Source organism: Salmonella sp. NW1250, from assembly GCF_051812965.1.
Classification (GTDB): domain Bacteria; phylum Pseudomonadota; class Gammaproteobacteria; order Enterobacterales; family Enterobacteriaceae; genus Salmonella; species Salmonella enterica.
Window position 1 is genome coordinate 330,971 of record NZ_JAMNDD010000004.1, and the last position, 18,333, is coordinate 349,303.

Sequence of the window (18,333 nt, forward strand, 5' to 3'; positions counted from 1 at the left end):
GAACTTTCAACTTCTGTCTGCCGCTATCGTGAATGTTTTAACGTCGCGATTTCAGAAAAATGCATGGGGGGTGCTCAGGGCTACCGGGTTTATACTTCCGCTATCGCAGGGATTAGCGGATAGAAAAATGAAAAATGCTAAGTGGCTTTTTTTGTCAATCATAATGGCGTTTATCGGCGTGCCGCTGCTGGTGAACATTATTACGATTATCGTGGGGGGAATGTGGGCGTGCATTAGCGTTCTTGAAAATAGTATCCCCGTCGCGCAATCTATTGAGAAGGCGACCATTATCCCGGTAGCGCTTCTGGGCGCAGGGTTAATTTTTCTTTGTGGCCGAATATGGGGAAAGGGAAATGCATCAGAGGTAAATCCAGAATGGCGTGATTGCTGCCTGCTTATGCCCGCTCTGGTGGTGCTGATGGGGTGGGTCATCCTGATGTTTCTCACCGATCTTAATATTCGCGCGATAGGGCGTAAACCCATCGCCCAGGTGGTGCAAACGCTTTGGTTAGTACCCAGCGTAATATCCTTTTTCAACGGCTGGGTATGGGCAGTGTTGCTCATCCCGGTTGGCTCGCAGCTCTGTTTTGCATTAGGGTATGGCGGTGCGCGTTGGGGAGTGCTACGCGGCGGTGCGGGCTACACTTGTCGTAATCTGCTGGTGATTTGCCTGCTGTTTTTCGGGAGCTGTGCCGTATACCAGTCACATCTTTATGCCGTGAAGTATCCCGCTCCCGAGAGCAGTGAATATCTTTATTTCCGCGATTATCAGGCGCACACATGGGGCAACAAGCTAACCGGGCTGCGCGATGAACCGACACTTCTGCTCACCCAAAATTGGCCGCGGCTCGATGGCGCAACGGCTGGCTTGCCGTTATACGCCTCGGCTTTTTATGCGCTTACGCGCTTTCCGGATGATATCTGCCCTGAAGACTACCTTGAAAACCAGGGAACCATTGAAGCCTATCAAAATATCCTTAACGGTAATGCCGATCTTATTTTTGTCGCCCAGCCTTCCACTGCTCAAAAGCAATTGGCCGAGGCCAGTGGCGTAAAACTGGTTTACACCCCCTTTGCACGTGAAGCGTTTGTGTTTATCGTCAACCAAAACAATCCCGTGTCATCGTTGAGTGATGTACAAATTCGCGGCATTTTTAGCGGAAGAATCACCCACTGGAATGAGGTAGGCGGAGAGGCAATCGACATTAAGCCCTGGCAGCGACCAGAAAACTCTGGCAGCCAAACGGCGATGCTGGCGAAGGTAATGAAAGAAACAAAGCTGATGCCAGCGCAAACAACATCAGTGGCAACCGCGATGGGGGAAATGGTGGATATCGTGGCTGAGTATCGCAATACGCACAACGCCATTGGCTATACCTTTCGTTATTACGCTACGCAGATGCACAGCAATAAAGAGATTAAATTACTGGCGATAAACGATGTTGCCCCGACGGTTGAAAATATTCGTAACGGCAGTTACCCGTACACGGTTGATGTTTATATGGTCACCCGTGAACACCCCACAGCGGAAACACAAAAGCTGGTGGACTGGTTTCTAAGCCCGCAGGGACAGCAGTTGGTGCAGGATGTGGGATATGTGCCGCTGTATCCGGCCGCGAAATAAAGGGACTAAATGGAAGAGGTTAAACTATATGTGGAACTGGTTGGCGTAGACCCGATCAGCGGCGCTGGTATTCGTATTGCACGGCGTGAATCCACTTCGTGGCATAAAGATATTGTTGCTGAGCTGATTAATCAGGTTCTTCGGTGTGGTGCGGCATTAATCATCGTCGCTGTGCTGACCGCCTGCGATGATCGCCAGGTAAGCTATTTTCCTGATTATGCCGCCATACCCGAGCAATCCGGTATCTGGACCTGGCTGCCTGTGTTCTTTCCATCGTCCGCCAGTGAAATAGAGATGACGTTTAACCTGGACAGCAATCTTTTTTATGCTGACTTTAGCGTGGCCGACGGTGATAAACGCGCGCATTTTGAAAGCGTGCTGGGGGAGGAGAGCGTGGTTCATTATGCCAACTTTTCTCATAAAAGCTGGTGTAAAACGGGGAAAACTCTCTGGAATAGTGAAGCGCGGGCAAAACCCTTCTTTATTACCAAAATAAGTGTTGATCGCTACCGTATCACTAATCATATGCCCGGCTGTACAAAACCCGGCGAGTGAATGCGGTATGTGGCGAAAAGGGCGGTATAAACCGCCCCGGATTTTATTACGACGCCAGTGAAAGTTGGTGTTTCTCAACATACGCCGCCAGCCACTGGGTGATGCGGGATTGCTGCTCGGCGGTCAGCCACATGCCTTCTTTGGTGCGACGCCAGATAGCGTCTTCAGTACGGCGCACCCATTCGTGATCCACCAGGTACTTGAGTTCCGCTTCGTAAAACTCATGACCGAAATCTTCGCCTAAATCAAGCAGCGACGTGGCTTCGCCGAGAATCCACTCCGTGTTGCTGCCGTAAGTGCGCGAATAGTGGCGCGCCAGCGATTCCGTCAGGAATGGGTAACGACGACGCAGCTTCGCCGCGTAATCTTCGCGGCTGCCGTCGATGTCGCCGCCGGGCAGTACGCACGTTTTGGTCCATGCCGGGCCGATGCCTGGATAATAAGACGCCAGTTTTTCCATCGCATGTTCGGCCAGCTTACGGTAGGTCGTGAGCTTACCGCCAAACACGGAAAGCAGCGGCGCTTTGCCGTTTTCATCATGAATATCAAGGGTATAATCGCGAGTGATCGCCTGCGGTGAGTCGGACTCATCATCGCACAGCGGACGGACGCCGGAGTACGTCCAGACGATGTCATCGCGCCCCAGTTGTTTCTGGAAGTGCGCGTTATAGACCTTCAACAGGTAATTAATTTCGCTCTCTTCAATTTTTACCGCTTTCGGATCGCCTTTATATTCGACATCGGTTGTGCCAATGATCGAAAACTCTTCCATCCACGGAATGACAAAGACGATACGCTTATCTTCGTTTTGCAGAATATACGCCTGCTTCTGATTATGGACGCGCGGCACGACGATATGGCTGCCTTTGATCAGGCGGATGCCATACGGCGACGGCAGGTGCATCCCTTCGTCGAAGAACTGTTTGACCCACGGTCCGGTGGCGTTAACCAGTCCGCGCGCCTGCCAGACATATTTTTTACCGGTGTCGATATCTTCCGCTTCGACAATCCACAGGCCATTTTCCCGACGAGCGGCGGTTGCGCGAGTACGGGTAAGGACTTCGCCGCCTTTACGCACCACCATCTGTGCGTTAGCCAGCACCAGACGCGCATCGTCTACCCAGCAGTCGGAATATTCGAATCCGCGCACGATTTCAGGTTTGAGCACCGAATCTGCGCCAAACCGCACACCGGTGGAACCGGGTAAGCTGGTACGTTTGCCGAGGTGATCGTACATAAACAGACCGATGCGGATCATCCAGGCTGGACGTAAATGCGGGCGGTGCGGCAGACGAAAACGCATCGGGAAGGCGATGTGCGGCGCCATTTTCAACAACACCTCACGTTCTGCCAGCGCTTCGCTGACCAGGCGGAACTCGTAGTGCTCAAGGTAGCGTAAGCCGCCGTGGATAAGTTTCGAACTGGCGGAAGAGGTTGCGCAGGCCAAATCCTGCGCTTCCAGCATGAGTACGGACAAACCGCGTCCGGCGGCATCAGCCGCGATGCCTGCACCGTTAATGCCCCCGCCTATCACGATCAGATCTTTGGTTTCCATGCTGCCCTCTTGCACTTTCGTTAAAGTTCAAAAATGTTCGTTATCGAACATAATAGCAAAGAAACGCGCTATTGGTAACATCGAAAAAACATTTTAGAGTGATATGTATAACATTATGGCGTTAAGCTACTCCGTCAACGTACACTGGGCGATAAAATGCCTTAATTGGCTTCACCGGCAATAATGAAAGAGCGATTCATGGAACAATTTGAATGTATCACTGTAGAAGAGGCGTATCAGAAACTGCACCAGGGCGCGGCGGTGCTGGTCGATATTCGCGATCCGCAAAGTTATGCCATGGGCCATGCGCCGCAGGCGTTTCACTTGACTAACGATACGCTGGGCGCGTTTATGCGTGAGCATGGTTTCGATACCGCCGTGATGGTAATGTGCTATCACGGCAACAGTAGTAAAGGCGCCGCGCAGTATCTGCTCCAGCAAGGCTATGATGCGGTTTACAGCATTGACGGCGGGTTTGAGGCCTGGCATCGCCGTTTCCCTGCCGATGTCGCGAATGGCGCGTAATCCCATAAAGATGCAGCCTCCGACGAGAAGGGTATATATACTGTCTTCTTTTGTATGGACTAAGCGACAGCAATAATGTTGATGATTACTTCCTTTGCGAATCCTCGCGTGGCGCAGGCATTTGTTGATTATATGGCCACCCAGGGCGTCATTCTTACTATTCAGCAACATAATCAAAGCGATATCTGGCTGGCAGATGAATCTCAGGCCGAACGTGTGCGGGTCGAGCTGGCGCGGTTTATAGAAAATCCCGGCCATCCGCGTTATCTGGCGGCTAGCTGGCAGTCCGGGCAGACTAACAGCGGGCTACGCTACCGCCGTTTTCCCTTTCTCGCCACGCTGCGTGAACGAGCCGGCCCTGTTACCTGGATCGTGATGCTCGCCTGCGTGCTGGTCTATATCGCGATGAGTCTCATCGGCGATCAGACGGTGATGGTGTGGCTGGCGTGGCCGTTCGATCCGGTTTTAAAATTTGAAGTCTGGCGCTACTTCACCCATATCTTTATGCACTTCTCACTGATGCATATTCTTTTTAACCTGCTGTGGTGGTGGTATCTCGGCGGGGCGGTAGAGAAGCGCCTGGGCAGCGGTAAATTAATCGTCATTACGGTGATAAGCGCGCTGCTAAGCGGCTATGTACAGCAGAAATTTAGCGGCCCGTGGTTTGGTGGGCTGTCCGGCGTCGTCTATGCGCTGATGGGTTACGTGTGGCTGCGCGGAGAGCGCGATCCGCAAAGCGGAATTTACCTCCAGCGCGGCTTAATTATTTTTGCATTATTGTGGATAGTCGCTGGTTGGTTTGACTGGTTTGGCATGTCTATGGCGAACGGCGCGCACATCGCCGGGCTTATCGTCGGTTTAGCGATGGCCTTTGTTGATACGCTGAATGCGCGAAAACGAACGTGAGGCGTATCCGGCCTGTGGTCGAGATATTTTTCCAGGCCGGGTAGGGCGAATGCCGCTATCCGGCGCAAGGTTGGTTACTTTCAGAGATTATTCATGAAACAAACACAACGGCATGACGCGATCATTGAACTGGTGAAAAAACAGGGGTACGTCAGTACGGAAGAGCTGGTGGAGCATTTTTCTGTCAGCCCGCAAACCATTCGTCGGGATCTTAACGATCTGGCGGAACAGAATATGATTTTGCGCCACCATGGCGGCGCGGCGTTGCCCTCCAGCTCGGTGAACACGCCGTGGCACGATCGTAAGGCGACGCAAACGGAAGAAAAAGAGCGCATCGCTCGCAAAGTCGCGGCCCAGATCCCCAATGGTTCAACGCTGTTTATTGATATCGGCACGACGCCGGAAGCCGTAGCGCACGCCCTGTTAGGGCACAGTAATTTGCGGATCGTGACCAACAATTTGAACGTAGCGAACACGCTAATGGCGAAAGAGGATTTTCGTATTATCCTCGCCGGCGGCGAACTCCGTAGCCGCGACGGCGGCATTATTGGCGAAGCGACGCAGGACTTTATCGCCCAGTTCCGTCTCGATTTCGGCATTCTCGGTATTAGCGGTATTGATAGCGACGGCTCATTGCTGGAATTTGACTACCATGAGGTACGCACCAAGCGCGCGATTATCGAAAATTCGCGCCACGTGATGCTGGTGGTGGATCACTCCAAATTTGGCCGTAACGCGATGGTAAACATGGGCAGCATTAGTATGGTCGATGCGGTCTACACCGATACCCTGCCGCCGCCGGGCGTGATGCAGGTGTTGACGGAGAACCATATTCAACTGGAGCTGTGTTAATTCTGTAAAACGTCCCACGTCAGCCCAAAACGCGCCAGGTACTTACGCAGCCGGTCAGCGTCATTCACCGTGGCTTTCCCCTGACGGGAAACGTTGAATAGCTGCCGCCCGGCGTCGGAAAGGGTTTTCGCCTGGCGGCAGACGGCAACGACGTTTTCCAGTTGCATACGGTCAAACAGATCCAGCGCCGTTGCGTCAATGCCCGGCAGTCCGTCGAGCGCGGAGGGGCGATGGTCATTCCAGCTATAGCGCAAACGCGCGATTTCATCGTCTACCGTTTCGACCGTGATTCGCCCGTTGTCCGCCAGCGTCGCCATGCGGGTGACGCTGGCGGAGAGTTCGCGGAAGTTACCGCGCCAGGCGGCCTGCGGCGAGGTGGCGAAGCTCAGCCAGGCGCGGCGCGCTTCGGTATTAAAACGCACGCTGTCGCCGGTTAGCGCCGCGTGGCGTTCTAGTTCGTAGTCAAGGTTTGGTTCAATATCTTCCTGGCGCTGACGCAGGCCCGGTAGTTCGAAGGTCCAGAGATTAATGCGCGCGTACAGGTCTTCGCGGAATGTCCCCTCCGCCACTCGCTGGCGCAGGTCGCGCACCGTGCCGGCAATCAACTGGAAATCGCTGCTGACCTGCTGGTCGCTGCCGAAAGGGTAAAAGCGTTTCTCTTCAATGGCTTTCAGCAACATGGCCTGTTCATCCGCGCTCAGCTCTCCCACTTCGTCAAGAAACAACATGCCGCCGTCGGCGCTGCGCAGCAGTCCCGCACGCTCCTCTCTCGCGCCGGTAAACGCCCCCTTAACGTGGCCGAACAGCGCCGACATCGCCGTGTCGCCGCGCAGGGTGGCGCAGTTCACTTCGACAAATGGGCCGCTGAACTGGTGGCGGGCCAGTTTTAGTTCATAGATGCGGCGGGCGAGAAACGACTTGCCCGCGCCGGTCGGGCCGTTGAGCAGGATTGGCGAACGGGAGCGTATCGCGACGCGCTCAATTTGCTCAATCATCCGGTTGAAACACGGGTTGCGGGTTGCAATGCCGGACTTCAGGAAGTTGAGCGTCTCCTCCCGCTCCTGGGCGAAGCGGGTGGCGATGTCATTGTAGCGGCTGAGGTCGAGGTCAATAATCGTCACGTCGCCCGTGCTATGCGGTTTATCTTTTTTGCGCGGCGGCGAGGTCTGCGCTAATCGCGCCGGTAGATAGCGCGCCTCCGCCAGCAGGAACCAGCAGATCTGCGCGACGTGAGTGCCGGTGGTGATATGAATCAGATAGTCTTCATCTTCGGGATGAAAGGTATGGCTGCGGGCGAAATCGTGCAGGCAGGCATAAACCTCTTCGAAGTCCCACGGGTTGCGGATCGCGATTTCTACGCCGACGACTTCCGTTTCCGGCGAGACGCTGGCGATATCCTTCTTTAATCCTTCAAACAGCGAGCGAGAGCGGGCATCGTACAGCAGTTCCAGGCGGTGAACGACCAGCGTCTCCTGCTGACACAGACACAAAGTGGGGCGCCATTTTTCCCAACGTTGACTGCCGCGTCCTGCATAGTCGAGTACCGTACCGACAAAACCAAAGGCCACCGTTTTTCGCATCTTAGATTTCCTTCTAAAAGACGAGATAATTTTATCGCTTTTTAATGGCTGCCGTGCAGGCATTTTTCTTTCACCTGAACGCTAAAGAAATAAATTAGTTAAAAATCAATAAACTAAAAAATAATTTATTTTCTGGCACGCTGGTTGCAATAACTCTGGCATGGAGAATAACGGAAATGGGAAAAACAAATGGCTAATCCACTTTTGTTCCGTTCGCTGTTAAGGGACGCGCCGCTGGCCAACGCCAGCAATCAGCAAGGCGCAGCGGCCTTTGCCTTCACCCCGCGCCATAAACTGGCGCAAATGGTGATGACCGGCTGCATGAACGAGACTTTTTATGCCAGCGGCCAGGCGCAGCTAAATGATGTTCTGGCGACGGCGAAAGATCTCGACGATCTGTTTTTAGCGCAACTGGCGATTTATGGCCGCGAACGCGGGATGATGAAGGATATGCTCGCGCTGTTGACCGCCATTCTGGCGGCGCGTGGTTCGGCGCTGCTGCCGGTAGTATTTGCGCGGGTGATCAACAATGGCCGGATGCTGCGTAACTTTGTGCAAATTTTGCGCAGCGGCGTGACCGGGCGGCGTTCGCTGGGAACGCGGCCAAAGAAGCTGGTGCAGCGTTGGTTGCAGAACGCCAGCGAAGAGCGTTTATTGCAGGCATCGGTGGGCAATGCGCCGTCGCTGGCGGATATCGTCAAAATGGTGCACCCACGGCCGCAGGCGGCGTGGCAGGAAGCCTTCTTCGCCTGGCTGATTGGTAAGCCGTGCGATAAGACGCAACTGCCGGAAAAAACGCGCGCGCTGCTGGCGTTTCGTGAAGGCGACATGGGCGCGGCCTTACCCGATGTGCCGTTTTTACTGCTGACCAACGCGCCGCTGAGTCGCGAACAGTGGGCACAGCTGGCGCAGCGGATGAGTTGGCAAACGTTGCGGATGAATTTGAATACCCTGGCGCGTCATGACGTGTTTGAGAATGCAACGCTTGCCGCCAGCGTGGCGCAGCGGCTGGCGGACAGGGCGCAGGTGCGCCAGTCCTGGGTCTATCCTTATCAGCTGTTGTCGGCGTGGAGCAATCTGCAAAGCAGCGTGCCGCAGGTTATTCGCGAGGCTTTAGCGCAGGCGATGGAGTACGCGCTGGAGAACATTCCGCCGTTTCGCGGGAATGTGGTGGTCTGCCCGGACGTGTCGGGGTCGATGAAGTCGTCGATAACCGGCTATCGCAAGGGGGCGACCAGTAAGATCCGCTGCGTGGACGTTGCCGGGCTGATTGCCGCCGCCGTGCTGCGTAATCATCCGCAGGCCCGCGTGCTGCCGTTTGAATGCGATGTGGTCGACGTGCGGCTTGATGCGCGCCAGTCGGTTATGCACAACGCGCAAAAGCTGGCGGCGGTTGGCGGCGGCGGCACCAACTGCTCCGCGCCGCTGCGTAGGTTGTTGAACGAGCGGGCGCGGGTGGATCTGGTGATTATGGTGTCGGATAACGAATCGTGGGTTGATAAGTCGCGCCATGGCTCAACGGCCACCATGGAATGCTGGATCGAACTGAAAAAGCGCAACCCGCAGGCGCGCCTGGTGTGTATCGATCTGCTGCCTTACGGCACCACGCAGGCGGCGGAACGAAGCGATATTTTGAACGTCGGCGGCTTCAGCGACGAGGTGTTTACGGTGATAGATAACTTTGTTAACGGTCACTATGGCAGCGCGCACTGGCTGGAAGAGATTGAAGCCGTGACGCTGTAAAGAGTATTCAGCGCGGCGCGAATGCTGGCCGGGATTACATCTTTCCCGATGCGTATCATCCCGACTATGAATTTGTCGCGCAACGCTGAAGGCACGAATGCTGGTGGATCTACACCTTGTATGGCCAGACGCAGGTTCGAACCCTGCCGGGGCTTAGCCCTGTAGCTCAACGGTAGAGCGGGTGATTCACCTTAACTTGTCGTGCCACCCTATTTTGGCGAATGCCTGTGGATCTACATTTGTTGCGGGTTCGAGACCCGTCAGAGCCCGGCTCTGTAGCTCAATGGTAGAGCGGTGTATTCACATAAACTTGTCGCCACCCTAATGATTAAAACGAGAAAAAAATGATGAATTACGAATTGATGACCACCCAGAACGCACCGGTAAAAATGTGGACCAAAGGCGTACCGGTAGAAGACGATGCCCGTCAGCAGCTGATCAATACGGCGAAAATGCCGTTTATTTTCAAACATATTGCCGTTATGCCGGATGTGCATTTGGGGAAAGGATCGACCATCGGTAGCGTGATCCCGACGAAAGGGGCGATTATTCCGGCGGCGGTGGGCGTGGATATCGGTTGTGGAATGAACGCGCTGCGTACCAGCTTAACGGCGGCCGATCTGCCGGAAAATCTGGCGGAACTGCGTAACGCCATAGAGGCCGCTGTGCCTCACGGGCGTACCACCGGACGCGGGCGTCGCGATGTGGGCGCATGGGGAAACCCGCCCGCCAACGTTGATGAAAAATGGGCGCAACTGGAAGCGGGATATCAGTGGTTAACGCAAAAATATCCGCGCTTTTTGAATACCAATAGCTATAAGCACCTGGGAACGTTGGGAACCGGTAACCACTTTATTGAGATCTGTCTGGATGAAACCGATCGGGTATGGATCATGCTGCACTCCGGTTCGCGCGGGATCGGTAACGCCATCGGCACCTATTTTATCGGCCTGGCGCAGCAAGAAATGCAGGAGCAGTTAGAAACGCTGCCGTCCCGCGATCTGGCGTATTTTAATGAAGGAAGCGAATATTTTGACGATTATCTGAAAGCGGTACACTGGGCGCAGCAATTCGCCAGCCTGAACCGCGAGGCGATGATGGAAAACGCGCTGGCGGCGCTCCAGCGCTGCGTGGAAAAACCGATCGCCCTCGATATGGACGAGATCAACTGCCACCATAACTATGTGCAAAAAGAGCAGCACTTTGGCGAAGAGATCTATGTGACGCGTAAAGGGGCGGTTTCGGCGCGGCGCGGTGAGTTCGGTATCATTCCCGGTTCGATGGGGGCGAAAAGCTTTATCGTGCGCGGGCTGGGTAACGAAGAGTCGTTCTGTTCGTGCAGCCACGGCGCCGGGCGTGTGATGAGCCGAACGAAAGCGAAGAAACTGTTTAGCGTTGACGATCAGATTCGCGCCACCGCGCATGTCGAATGCCGTAAAGATGCGGATGTGATCGACGAGATCCCAATGGCGTATAAAGATATTGATGCGGTGATGGCGGCGCAGTCTGACCTGGTGGAAATCATGTACACCCTGCGGCAGGTGGTGTGCGTTAAAGGATAGAAAATGGCAAGGATCATCGCGCTGGATGGCGCACAGGGAGAGGGCGGCGGGCAGATTTTGCGCTCGGCGCTGAGTTTATCAATGATAACCGGCCAGCCGTTTGAAATGAGCGGCATCCGCGCCGGGCGCGCCAAACCGGGGCTGCTACGCCAGCATTTAACGGCGGTGCGGGCGGCAACGGAAATCTGCGGCGCGCAGGTGAACGGCGACGAGCTGGGCTCGCAACAGTTGCGTTTTACGCCGGGGCCGATTCGCGGCGGCGAGTACCGTTTCGCGATTGGCAGCGCGGGCAGTTGTATGCTGGTGTTGCAAACCGTCCTGCCCGCGCTGTGGTTTGCCGATGGTTCATCCCGCGTGGAGGTTCACGGCGGGACGCATAATCAGGCCGCGCCCAGCGCCGATTTTATTTGCCGCGTCTGGGAGCCGCTGTTGGCGAGGATGGGCATCAGCCAGCACACCACACTGATAAAACACGGCTTTTATCCGGCAGGCGGCGGCGCGGCGGCAACGGTCGTCGAACCGGCGGCGTTTTTACGCGGTCTAACGCTGATATCGCGCGGCGAGACGCTGCGTATCACCGCCGAAGCTTTGCTGGCCTCGGTGCCTCACCACGTTGGCGAACGTGAAGTCGCAACGCTGGAAGCCCACTTCCCGCAGGCGGAGAAAAACGTCGTTGCGCTGGAAGGCGGCTGCGGGCCGGGCAACGCGCTGTCGCTGATGATCCAAAGCGAACAGTTAACCGAACTGTTCGCCGCGTTCGGCGTAAAAGGCACCAGCGCGGAAGCGGTAGCTAACCAGGTTGCGCATGAAGCGCGGCGCTATCTCGCAAGCCCGGCAGCGGTGGGAGAGCATCTGGCCGACCAGCTGATTTTACCGCTGGCGCTGGCGGGCGAAGGCGCGTTTACCGTGGCGCGGGCTTCCGCTCACTTGCTTACCAATATTGCGGTGGTGGAACGGTTTTTGCCGGTAACGTTCAACCTGGAGGAGGCGAGGGAGATGGTGCAGGTTATGGTAAGTAAAAAGGATAGCGGATCATGACATACCACGCTGATTTCCTTGATGCTGAACAACGCGTTGCTGACGCCATCCCGGAGAGGGATGTTAATCCCTTTTCCGGCCCTTCAACGATGCGGCGAAGAGTGCTGGTGAGTCAGGACGGCGAGCCGGTTATCGTGCTGTGTCTTTTTGTCGCGCTGGAAGAGGGGCGCTGGATCGTTGAGCAGTGCTTCAGCGGCATCATGAATAATGATAAGACTATTGCGATATTATACGGTCAGCACGTTCACTTATTTGATACGGATTCACATCAGGTTAAGAGCCTGTTTCTTGATGATTATGTTGGCCATATTTATTCAATACCCGATGTTTGGGATCATAAGGCCTCGCTGAGCGAGAATTTCCTGGTCACAACCTTTCAGTATACGTTTCTTATCAACGTGAGTTCCGGCATTATCTGGCGATCGGAACCGTGTGGTATTGATGGCGTCATTATTCACGATATCCGGGAGGGCATTATTTATGGCAGTGGTGAGTGGGACCCGCCGGATGGATGGGCGCCATTTAACCTGCGGCTGAGCGACGGCCATCGGGCCTGAAGCCAACTCAGCGTCTGGATTTACGTTTATGCCGGATGGCGGCTACGCCTCTACGCCTTACCCGGCCTACAAAACCAGCAATATCAATATGATTTAAAATGACTCTACAGGCCTGATAAGCGAAGCGTTATCAGGCACACGTTAAACCCCGTACCCCATCATCTTCAGCAACTGCTGCGCGTGCTGTACCGCGTCCTGACGGTGCGCGACGCCGAGTTTCTGGTAGAGGTTGCGGATATGCGTCTTAATGGTGGTTGCGGCCACCGCCAGTTCGCCGGCAATCTGTTCGTTGCTGTAACCGGAATAGATAAGCCCTAACACCTGCCATTCACGCTGGGTGAGCGGGCTGGTGCGAATAAGCTCCGGGACATCCGGATGGTTAAGCAGGCGCTCGACGAAGCCTTCGTCAAAATGGGCGAATTTATGCCGGTGATGTTGGTTAATCTCTCGCAGGATGCGCTGCGCGCGATGCTGCTCCATCTCCGGCAGCGTATTGAGTTGAATCAGCTGACGCAATTGTTGCGCCATGGCTTCGCCTTCAATCACAAAATGGCTGATAAATCCGGTGCGGTTGGCAAGCTGTAAGGCATCAAGCAATACGCGCTGGGCGTCGTTTTTCCGCCCGGATTGCCAGTAAAGCTGATTGAGTAACAGCAGATTGCGGTTTAAATCGCTCATTAAGCGCAGGCTACGGGCATTCTCATTTAACTCTTCCAGCACGATTTCCGCAGGCTCGAATTCGCCCAGCAGGATCTGCGCGCGGGCGATATTCCGCCATTGTCCTTGCAGAAAATGGTTATTGGCAAACGCCGGTTTGGGCGTATGGCGTAACCAGTTGGCGGCGGATTTTTTGTCGCCGGTTAACTGCCAGTAAATGACACGCACCTTATCGGCGTTAGAGATCCAGTCGCAGTGATAACGACCATTGCCTAATAAATTTTCCAGTCGGTTAAGCTGACTACGGGCATTATCCAGATCGCCGCGCGCCAGCGAGCACTGCACCAGTAGCGTCAGGCACTGCAACTGTTGTTGCGGCTGGAAGGTGGACAGCACAGCGATACCGCTGCGCGCCGAGGCCTCCGCTTCGTCAAGGCGCGCCCACGCCCACAGCAATTGCGCGCGGATACGTACCAGAAACTCATGCATCGGCAGTTGTTCCAGATGTTGCTCTTTGATCAACTGGAAGGCTCTCTCCTGCGTTTCCCATGCGGCCTGCAGGAATCCCTGGGCGAACTGAATTTCGCTTTGTTGAATTAAGCTCCACAGCGCGTAATGCCAGACGTCATGATGGCGCGCCATTTGTTCGGTTTGCTGCATCAGCGATAAAGACTGGCTGAGATCGCCTTTACAGTGCAGCACTTCGCCGTGAACGGAGGTCGCGACAATACGGCTATAAAACCAGGCGAGAGGAAGCTCATCCAGCGCCAGTTTCGCCAGCCGCTCTGCCTCTTCCGGATTGCCGTCGTTGATGGCGACCTGGGCGCGCAGCGCGTTAAATTCAGCATGCAGTGTGCCGTCCATGACCCCTTTGATCTCTTGCTCGGCGCGCGCCAGCAGCGTATTCACTTCGCTGTAGCGGTGTTGGCTTTGCATCAGCCAGGCCTGTAACAACACCAGCCGCGGATTTTCCAGCAGGCTTTCCCACGGCAGCGCTTTTAATGACTCTTCCAGCAGCGCCAGTTCACTGTGATTAAACAGCCCCCACGCATGGTTAAGCAGGATATCGCGCAGCATTTGCGCGTCACCCGCCGCCAGCGCATGATGTATAGCTTCGCTGGGAAAACCCTGTTCCATCCAGCTTTCCGCGGCCGCACGGTGGATCTCCGGCAGTTCCGCCGCCAGTTCCCACTGGCAACGCTGGCGCAGAAAGCTACCAAACAACGGGTGATAGCTAAACCATTCGCCCGTGTCGTCCATGCGTTGCAGGAATAACCCCTGGCGCTCAATCTCCTCCAGCCGCATCTGGCCGTTTTCTTCGCCGGTCACGCGCACGATCAACGCGTCATTCATTGAGCGTAAGATCGCGCTTTTAAGTAAGAAATGTCGGGTGCTGACATCCACGTTATCCAGTACTTCGTCCACCAGATAATCAGAAAGGTGGCTGGCATTAATCCCGGCAAGACGGCGGGCGGAGTGATGCGCAGAGGTATGGTTCTGGCGCGCGGAGAGGGCGATCAACTGTAGCGCAGTGGCCCAACCGGCCACATCATCGCACATGCGGCTGCTCTCAGCGGCTTCAATGGGCGACGAAAGACGACGGTCAAAAAATTGCTTTGCTTCCTGATGGTTAAAAGCCAACTGCTGGCTGCCGATTTCCAACAGCTGATCGCGCACGCGCAGGTTAGCGATGCCCAGTTGCGGCAAATTACGCGATAACACCACCAGGGTGAAATTTTCCGGCTGATGCCGTAAGAAAAAGCGCATCGCGTCGTGAATCACCGGATTGGTAATCAAATGGTAGTCGTCAATCACCAGATAAAGCGGGCGATGCCACTGCGCCAGTTCAATAAAGAGCTGTGCGAAGAGGGACGTCAGGCTGGCGTACTGACGTTTTTGCGCCATCGCTTCGCTGGTAGAGCAGTGTCCGCCGGTGGCCTGTTGGATAGCGGCAATTAAGTAACTGGCGAATCGCTCTTGCTGGTTATCGCCTTCGTCGAGAGAGTACCAGCCTAATTCATTTTTGCCCGCCGCCCACTGTGAGACAAGCGTGGTTTTCCCATAGCCAGCAGGACTGGTTACCAGGGCGAGCCTGAAATTGTTCGCGCCGGAAAGTTTAGCCAACAGCCGCTCACGAACCACGGTATGGTCGAGACGAACCGGACGACTTAATTTAGACGGAATCAACATAGCAATCACTTCACTGTGGGAAATGGGGGGAACTGCGATTTTTTTTGCGCTTCGTAATTAATAGATATAAGGTCGGCCAGAAAGCATTTTAATGCAAGCTAAGCAGACTTTTTATGTGTCTGAATTTGCACTCTGTCACAATTCTAAATAACGGTATTAAAAAAGTATTCAGCGCGGTTGAAACGAGCGTCAGAGCTGGGCTGAGGTCATATTTTCGTTATTGTAAATAATGTCCTGGACATGATGCGGATTTAACACAATGGCGATACCAGGCGTTTAATTAATTATGTTTAGTTAGTGAATCTCCCGCCGCTGAATATTTCAGGTAAGAAACTATTTCGGCGTTCATATAATCTTTCGAAAATACCCCTTCGCAATTTACTGTTATTTCTGTTTATTCATTTGATTATGCGTAACACTGAGTGTCGTTGACAGGAATCGGCGCGTTTATACAGGGGTAAGTGGCGGCGATCACACTTTTATGCTCATCCCCGCTCCTCCTCCCTCCCTAATCATTGCCGGGAGGAGGAAGGTCAACATCGAGCCTGGCAAACTAGCGATAACGTTGTTTTATTACCCGAGGACGGATTTCCTATGTCACAGCCAACCTTCAATAAAGATCAATTCCAGGCCGCCCTGACGCGTCAGTGGCAGCGTTTCGGTTTACTGTCGGCGTCCGACATGACGCCTCGTCAGTGGTGGCAGGCCGTTAGCGGCGCGCTGGCGGAATTACTGAGCGCGCAACCGGTAGCGCAGCCGACGAAAGGCCAGCGTCATGTGAACTACATTTCGATGGAATTTTTGATTGGCCGCCTGACGGGAAATAACCTGTTAAATCTGGGATGGTACCAGGACGTTAGCGATGTGCTGAAAGCGCACGATATTAATCTGACCGATCTGCTGGAAGAGGAAGTCGATCCGGCGCTCGGCAACGGTGGTCTGGGACGTCTGGCCGCCTGCTTCCTCGATTCGATGGCCACCGTCGGGCAGTCCGCTACGGGCTATGGTCTGAACTACCAGTATGGGCTGTTCCGTCAGTCATTTGTTGAAGGCAAGCAGATGGAGGCGCCGGATGACTGGCATCGCGGCAGCTATCCGTGGTTCCGCCACAACGAGGCGCTGGACGTCCAGGTTGGGATCGGCGGTAAAGTCACCAAAGAAGGGCGCTGGGAGCCAGGTTTTGTGATTACAGGCCAGGCCTGGGATCTGCCGGTGTTAGGCTATCGTAACGGCGTCGCGCAACCGCTGCGTTTGTGGCAGGCGACCCACGCGCATCCGTTTGATCTGACCAAATTCAACGACGGCGCTTTCCTGCGGGCGGAACAGCAGGGTATCGATGCGGAAAAACTGACGAAGGTGCTTTATCCCAACGATAACCACACGGCGGGCAAAAAACTGCGCCTGATGCAGCAATACTTCCAGTGCGCCTGCTCGGTAGCGGATATTCTGCGCCGCCATCATCTGGCCGGACGCAAACTGCATGAGCTGGCGGATTACGAGGTCATTCAGTTGAACGATACTCACCCGACTATTGCCATTCCGGAACTGCTGCGCGTGCTGATTGACGAGCACCAACTGAGCTGGGATGACGCCTGGGCTATCACCAGCAAAACCTTCGCCTACACCAACCACACCCTGATGCCAGAAGCGCTGGAGTGCTGGGATGAGAAGCTGGTGAAAGCGCTGTTGCCGCGTCATATGCAGATTATCAAGCAGATTAACGATCGCTTTAAGACGCTGGTCGATAACACCTGGCCTGGCGATAAGCAGGTATGGGCAAAACTGGCGGTGGTGCATGACCGTCAGGTGCGCATGGCCAATATGTGCGTGGTCAGCGGCTTTGCGGTCAACGGTGTGGCGGCGCTGCACTCCGATCTGGTGGTGAAAGATCTGTTCCCGGAATATCACCAGCTTTGGCCGAACAAATTCCACAATGTCACCAACGGCATTACGCCGCGTCGCTGGATCAAACAGTGCAATCCGCAGCTTGCGGCGTTGCTGGATAAAACGCTGAAAAAAGAGTGGGCTAACGATCTCGACCGGTTGATCAACCTCGAAAAATACGCTGACGACGCGAAGTTCCGTCAGCAGTATCGCGACATCAAACGGGCGAACAAAGAGCGCCTGGTGAAATTCATCCAGGCCCGTACCGGGATTGAGATTTCAAGCAACGCGATTTTTGATATTCAAATCAAACGCCTGCACGAGTACAAACGTCAGCACCTGAACCTGTTGCATATTTTGGCGCTGTACAAAGAGATTCGCGAAAACCCGCAGGCCGACCGCGTACCGCGCGTATTCCTGTTTGGCGCGAAGGCGGCGCCGGGCTATTACCTGGCGAAGAACATCATTTTTGCTATCAATAAGGTTGCGGAAGCCATTAATAACGACACGGCGGTGGGTGATAAGCTGAAGGTGGTTTTCCTGCCGGATTACTGCGTCTCGGCGGCGGAAATGCTCATTCCGGCGGCGGATATTTCCGAGCAAATTTCTACTGCCGGGAAAGAGGCGTCCGGCACCGGCAACATGAAACTGGCGCTGAACGGGGCGTTGACTGTGGGAACGCTGGACGGCGCTAACGTTGAAATCGCTGAGAAAGTGGGTGAAGAGAATATCTTTATCTTTGGCCATACTGTGGAAGAGGTCAAGGCGCTCAAAGCCAAAGGCTACGATCCGGTGAAATGGCGTAAAAAAGACAAAGTGCTGGATGCGGTGCTAAAAGAGCTGGAAAGCGGTCAATACAGCGATGGCGATAAACATGCCTTTGACCAGATGCTGCATAGCCTCGGCAAACAGGGGGGCGATCCGTACCTGGTCATGGCGGACTTCGCCGCTTATGTCGAGGCGCAAAAGCAGGTGGATGCGCTGTATCGCGACCAAGAAGCGTGGACGCGCGCCGCGATCCTCAATACCGCGCGCTGCGGTATGTTCAGTTCCGATCGCTCTATTCGCGATTATCAGGCCCGTATCTGGCAGGCAAAACGCTAAG

The 18,333-nt window shown here is 54.8% G+C and carries 13 protein-coding genes; 10 read left to right on the top strand and 3 right to left on the bottom strand.

Annotated elements, in window-relative coordinates; translation table 11 throughout:
* The first annotated feature begins 127 nt into the window (after nt 1-127).
* Entirely contained in the window at nt 128-1,624 is a 1,497-nt protein-coding gene (locus NBA72_RS09435; RefSeq protein WP_017441605.1) for a PstS family phosphate ABC transporter substrate-binding protein, read from the top strand.
* Between the two features lie 9 nt (nt 1,625-1,633).
* The gene (locus tag NBA72_RS09440) at nt 1,634-2,179 is read left to right on the top strand and encodes a hypothetical protein (RefSeq protein WP_000393232.1); all 546 of its coding nucleotides are present in this window, start codon (nt 1,634-1,636) and stop codon (nt 2,177-2,179) included.
* Between the two features lie 46 nt (nt 2,180-2,225).
* Here NBA72_RS09440 and glpD read toward each other — a convergent pair whose 3' ends face one another.
* Nucleotides 2,226-3,734, bottom strand: coding sequence for a glycerol-3-phosphate dehydrogenase (gene glpD / locus NBA72_RS09445; RefSeq protein ID WP_000448178.1), 1,509 nt, complete (start codon nt 3,732-3,734; stop codon nt 2,226-2,228).
* A gap of 198 nt (nt 3,735-3,932) precedes the next feature.
* Here glpD and glpE point away from each other — a divergent pair, with 198 nt between their 5' ends.
* The 3 genes from glpE to NBA72_RS09460 all read left to right on the top strand — a co-directional run bounded on the left by glpE (nt 3,933) and on the right by NBA72_RS09460 (nt 6,017).
* Nucleotides 3,933-4,259 carry a thiosulfate sulfurtransferase GlpE gene (gene glpE / locus NBA72_RS09450; RefSeq protein ID WP_000434523.1) on the top strand — a complete coding sequence of 109 codons (327 nt, stop codon included), beginning with the start codon at nt 3,933-3,935 and terminating at the stop codon, nt 4,257-4,259.
* Between the two features lie 75 nt (nt 4,260-4,334).
* Nucleotides 4,335-5,165 (top strand): rhomboid family intramembrane serine protease GlpG, encoded by an 831-nt coding sequence (gene glpG, locus NBA72_RS09455; protein ID WP_024146220.1) that lies wholly within the window; start codon nt 4,335-4,337, stop codon nt 5,163-5,165.
* 93 nt (nt 5,166-5,258) lie between these two features.
* Nucleotides 5,259-6,017, top strand: coding sequence for a DeoR/GlpR family transcriptional regulator (locus NBA72_RS09460; RefSeq protein WP_000815085.1), 759 nt, complete (start codon nt 5,259-5,261; stop codon nt 6,015-6,017).
* On the opposite strand, the gene rtcR is transcribed toward NBA72_RS09460, so the two are convergent.
* Nucleotides 6,014-7,597 (bottom strand): RNA repair transcriptional activator RtcR, encoded by a 1,584-nt coding sequence (gene rtcR, locus NBA72_RS09465; RefSeq protein ID WP_042948463.1) that lies wholly within the window; start codon nt 7,595-7,597, stop codon nt 6,014-6,016. The genes NBA72_RS09460 and rtcR overlap by 4 nt on opposite strands.
* Nucleotides 7,598-7,786: 189 nt before the next feature.
* On the opposite strand from rtcR, the gene NBA72_RS09470 reads away from it, so the two are divergent.
* The 4 genes from NBA72_RS09470 (at nt 7,787) to NBA72_RS09485 (ending at nt 12,497) form a co-directional block, all read left to right on the top strand.
* Nucleotides 7,787-9,340 carry a vWA domain-containing protein gene (locus tag NBA72_RS09470; RefSeq protein WP_042948461.1) on the top strand — a complete coding sequence of 518 codons (1,554 nt, stop codon included), beginning with the start codon at nt 7,787-7,789 and terminating at the stop codon, nt 9,338-9,340.
* A 347-nt stretch (nt 9,341-9,687) separates the two neighbouring features.
* A complete protein-coding gene (rtcB, locus tag NBA72_RS09475; RefSeq protein ID WP_001105526.1) occupies nt 9,688-10,902 on the top strand; it encodes an RNA-splicing ligase RtcB in 1,215 nt (404 codons plus the stop codon).
* A 3-nt stretch (nt 10,903-10,905) separates the two neighbouring features.
* Nucleotides 10,906-11,940: an RNA 3'-terminal phosphate cyclase gene (rtcA, locus tag NBA72_RS09480; protein WP_042948458.1), complete on the top strand. Its 1,035-nt coding sequence runs from the start codon at nt 10,906-10,908 to the stop codon at nt 11,938-11,940.
* A complete protein-coding gene (locus NBA72_RS09485) occupies nt 11,937-12,497 on the top strand; it encodes a hypothetical protein (protein ID WP_001650910.1) in 561 nt (186 codons plus the stop codon). Before rtcA ends, NBA72_RS09485 begins: the two co-directional genes overlap by 4 nt.
* 141 nt (nt 12,498-12,638) lie before the next feature.
* Here the strand turns inward: NBA72_RS09485 and malT are convergent, their stop codons facing one another.
* Nucleotides 12,639-15,344: an HTH-type transcriptional regulator MalT gene (malT, locus tag NBA72_RS09490; protein ID WP_000907030.1), complete on the bottom strand. Its 2,706-nt coding sequence runs from the start codon at nt 15,342-15,344 to the stop codon at nt 12,639-12,641.
* Nucleotides 15,345-15,938: 594 nt separating this feature from the next.
* Between malT and malP the strand changes: the two genes are divergently transcribed.
* The gene (gene malP, locus NBA72_RS09495; RefSeq protein WP_042948454.1) at nt 15,939-18,332 is read left to right on the top strand and encodes a maltodextrin phosphorylase; all 2,394 of its coding nucleotides are present in this window, start codon (nt 15,939-15,941) and stop codon (nt 18,330-18,332) included.
* Nucleotide 18,333: the final 1 nt, after the last annotated feature.

Bases quoted from the DNA above. Each gene is read 5' to 3' on its own strand.
- NBA72_RS09440 (WP_000393232.1), top strand. From the start codon at position 1,634: ATGGAAGAGGTTAAACTATATGTGGAACTGGTTGGCGTAGACCCGATC.
- NBA72_RS09435 (WP_017441605.1), top strand. From the start codon at position 128: ATGAAAAATGCTAAGTGGCTTTTTTTGTCAATCATAATGGCGTTTATC.
- NBA72_RS09460 (WP_000815085.1), top strand. From the start codon at position 5,259: ATGAAACAAACACAACGGCATGACGCGATCATTGAACTGGTGAAAAAA.
- malP (WP_042948454.1), top strand. From the start codon at position 15,939: ATGTCACAGCCAACCTTCAATAAAGATCAATTCCAGGCCGCCCTGACG.
- malT (WP_000907030.1), bottom strand. From the start codon at position 15,344: ATGTTGATTCCGTCTAAATTAAGTCGTCCGGTTCGTCTCGACCATACC.
- NBA72_RS09470 (WP_042948461.1), top strand. From the start codon at position 7,787: ATGGCTAATCCACTTTTGTTCCGTTCGCTGTTAAGGGACGCGCCGCTG.
- glpG (WP_024146220.1), top strand. From the start codon at position 4,335: ATGTTGATGATTACTTCCTTTGCGAATCCTCGCGTGGCGCAGGCATTT.
- glpD (WP_000448178.1), bottom strand. From the start codon at position 3,734: ATGGAAACCAAAGATCTGATCGTGATAGGCGGGGGCATTAACGGTGCA.
- glpE (WP_000434523.1), top strand. From the start codon at position 3,933: ATGGAACAATTTGAATGTATCACTGTAGAAGAGGCGTATCAGAAACTG.
- NBA72_RS09485 (WP_001650910.1), top strand. From the start codon at position 11,937: ATGACATACCACGCTGATTTCCTTGATGCTGAACAACGCGTTGCTGAC.
- rtcB (WP_001105526.1), top strand. From the start codon at position 9,688: ATGAATTACGAATTGATGACCACCCAGAACGCACCGGTAAAAATGTGG.
- rtcR (WP_042948463.1), bottom strand. From the start codon at position 7,597: ATGCGAAAAACGGTGGCCTTTGGTTTTGTCGGTACGGTACTCGACTAT.
- rtcA (WP_042948458.1), top strand. From the start codon at position 10,906: ATGGCAAGGATCATCGCGCTGGATGGCGCACAGGGAGAGGGCGGCGGG.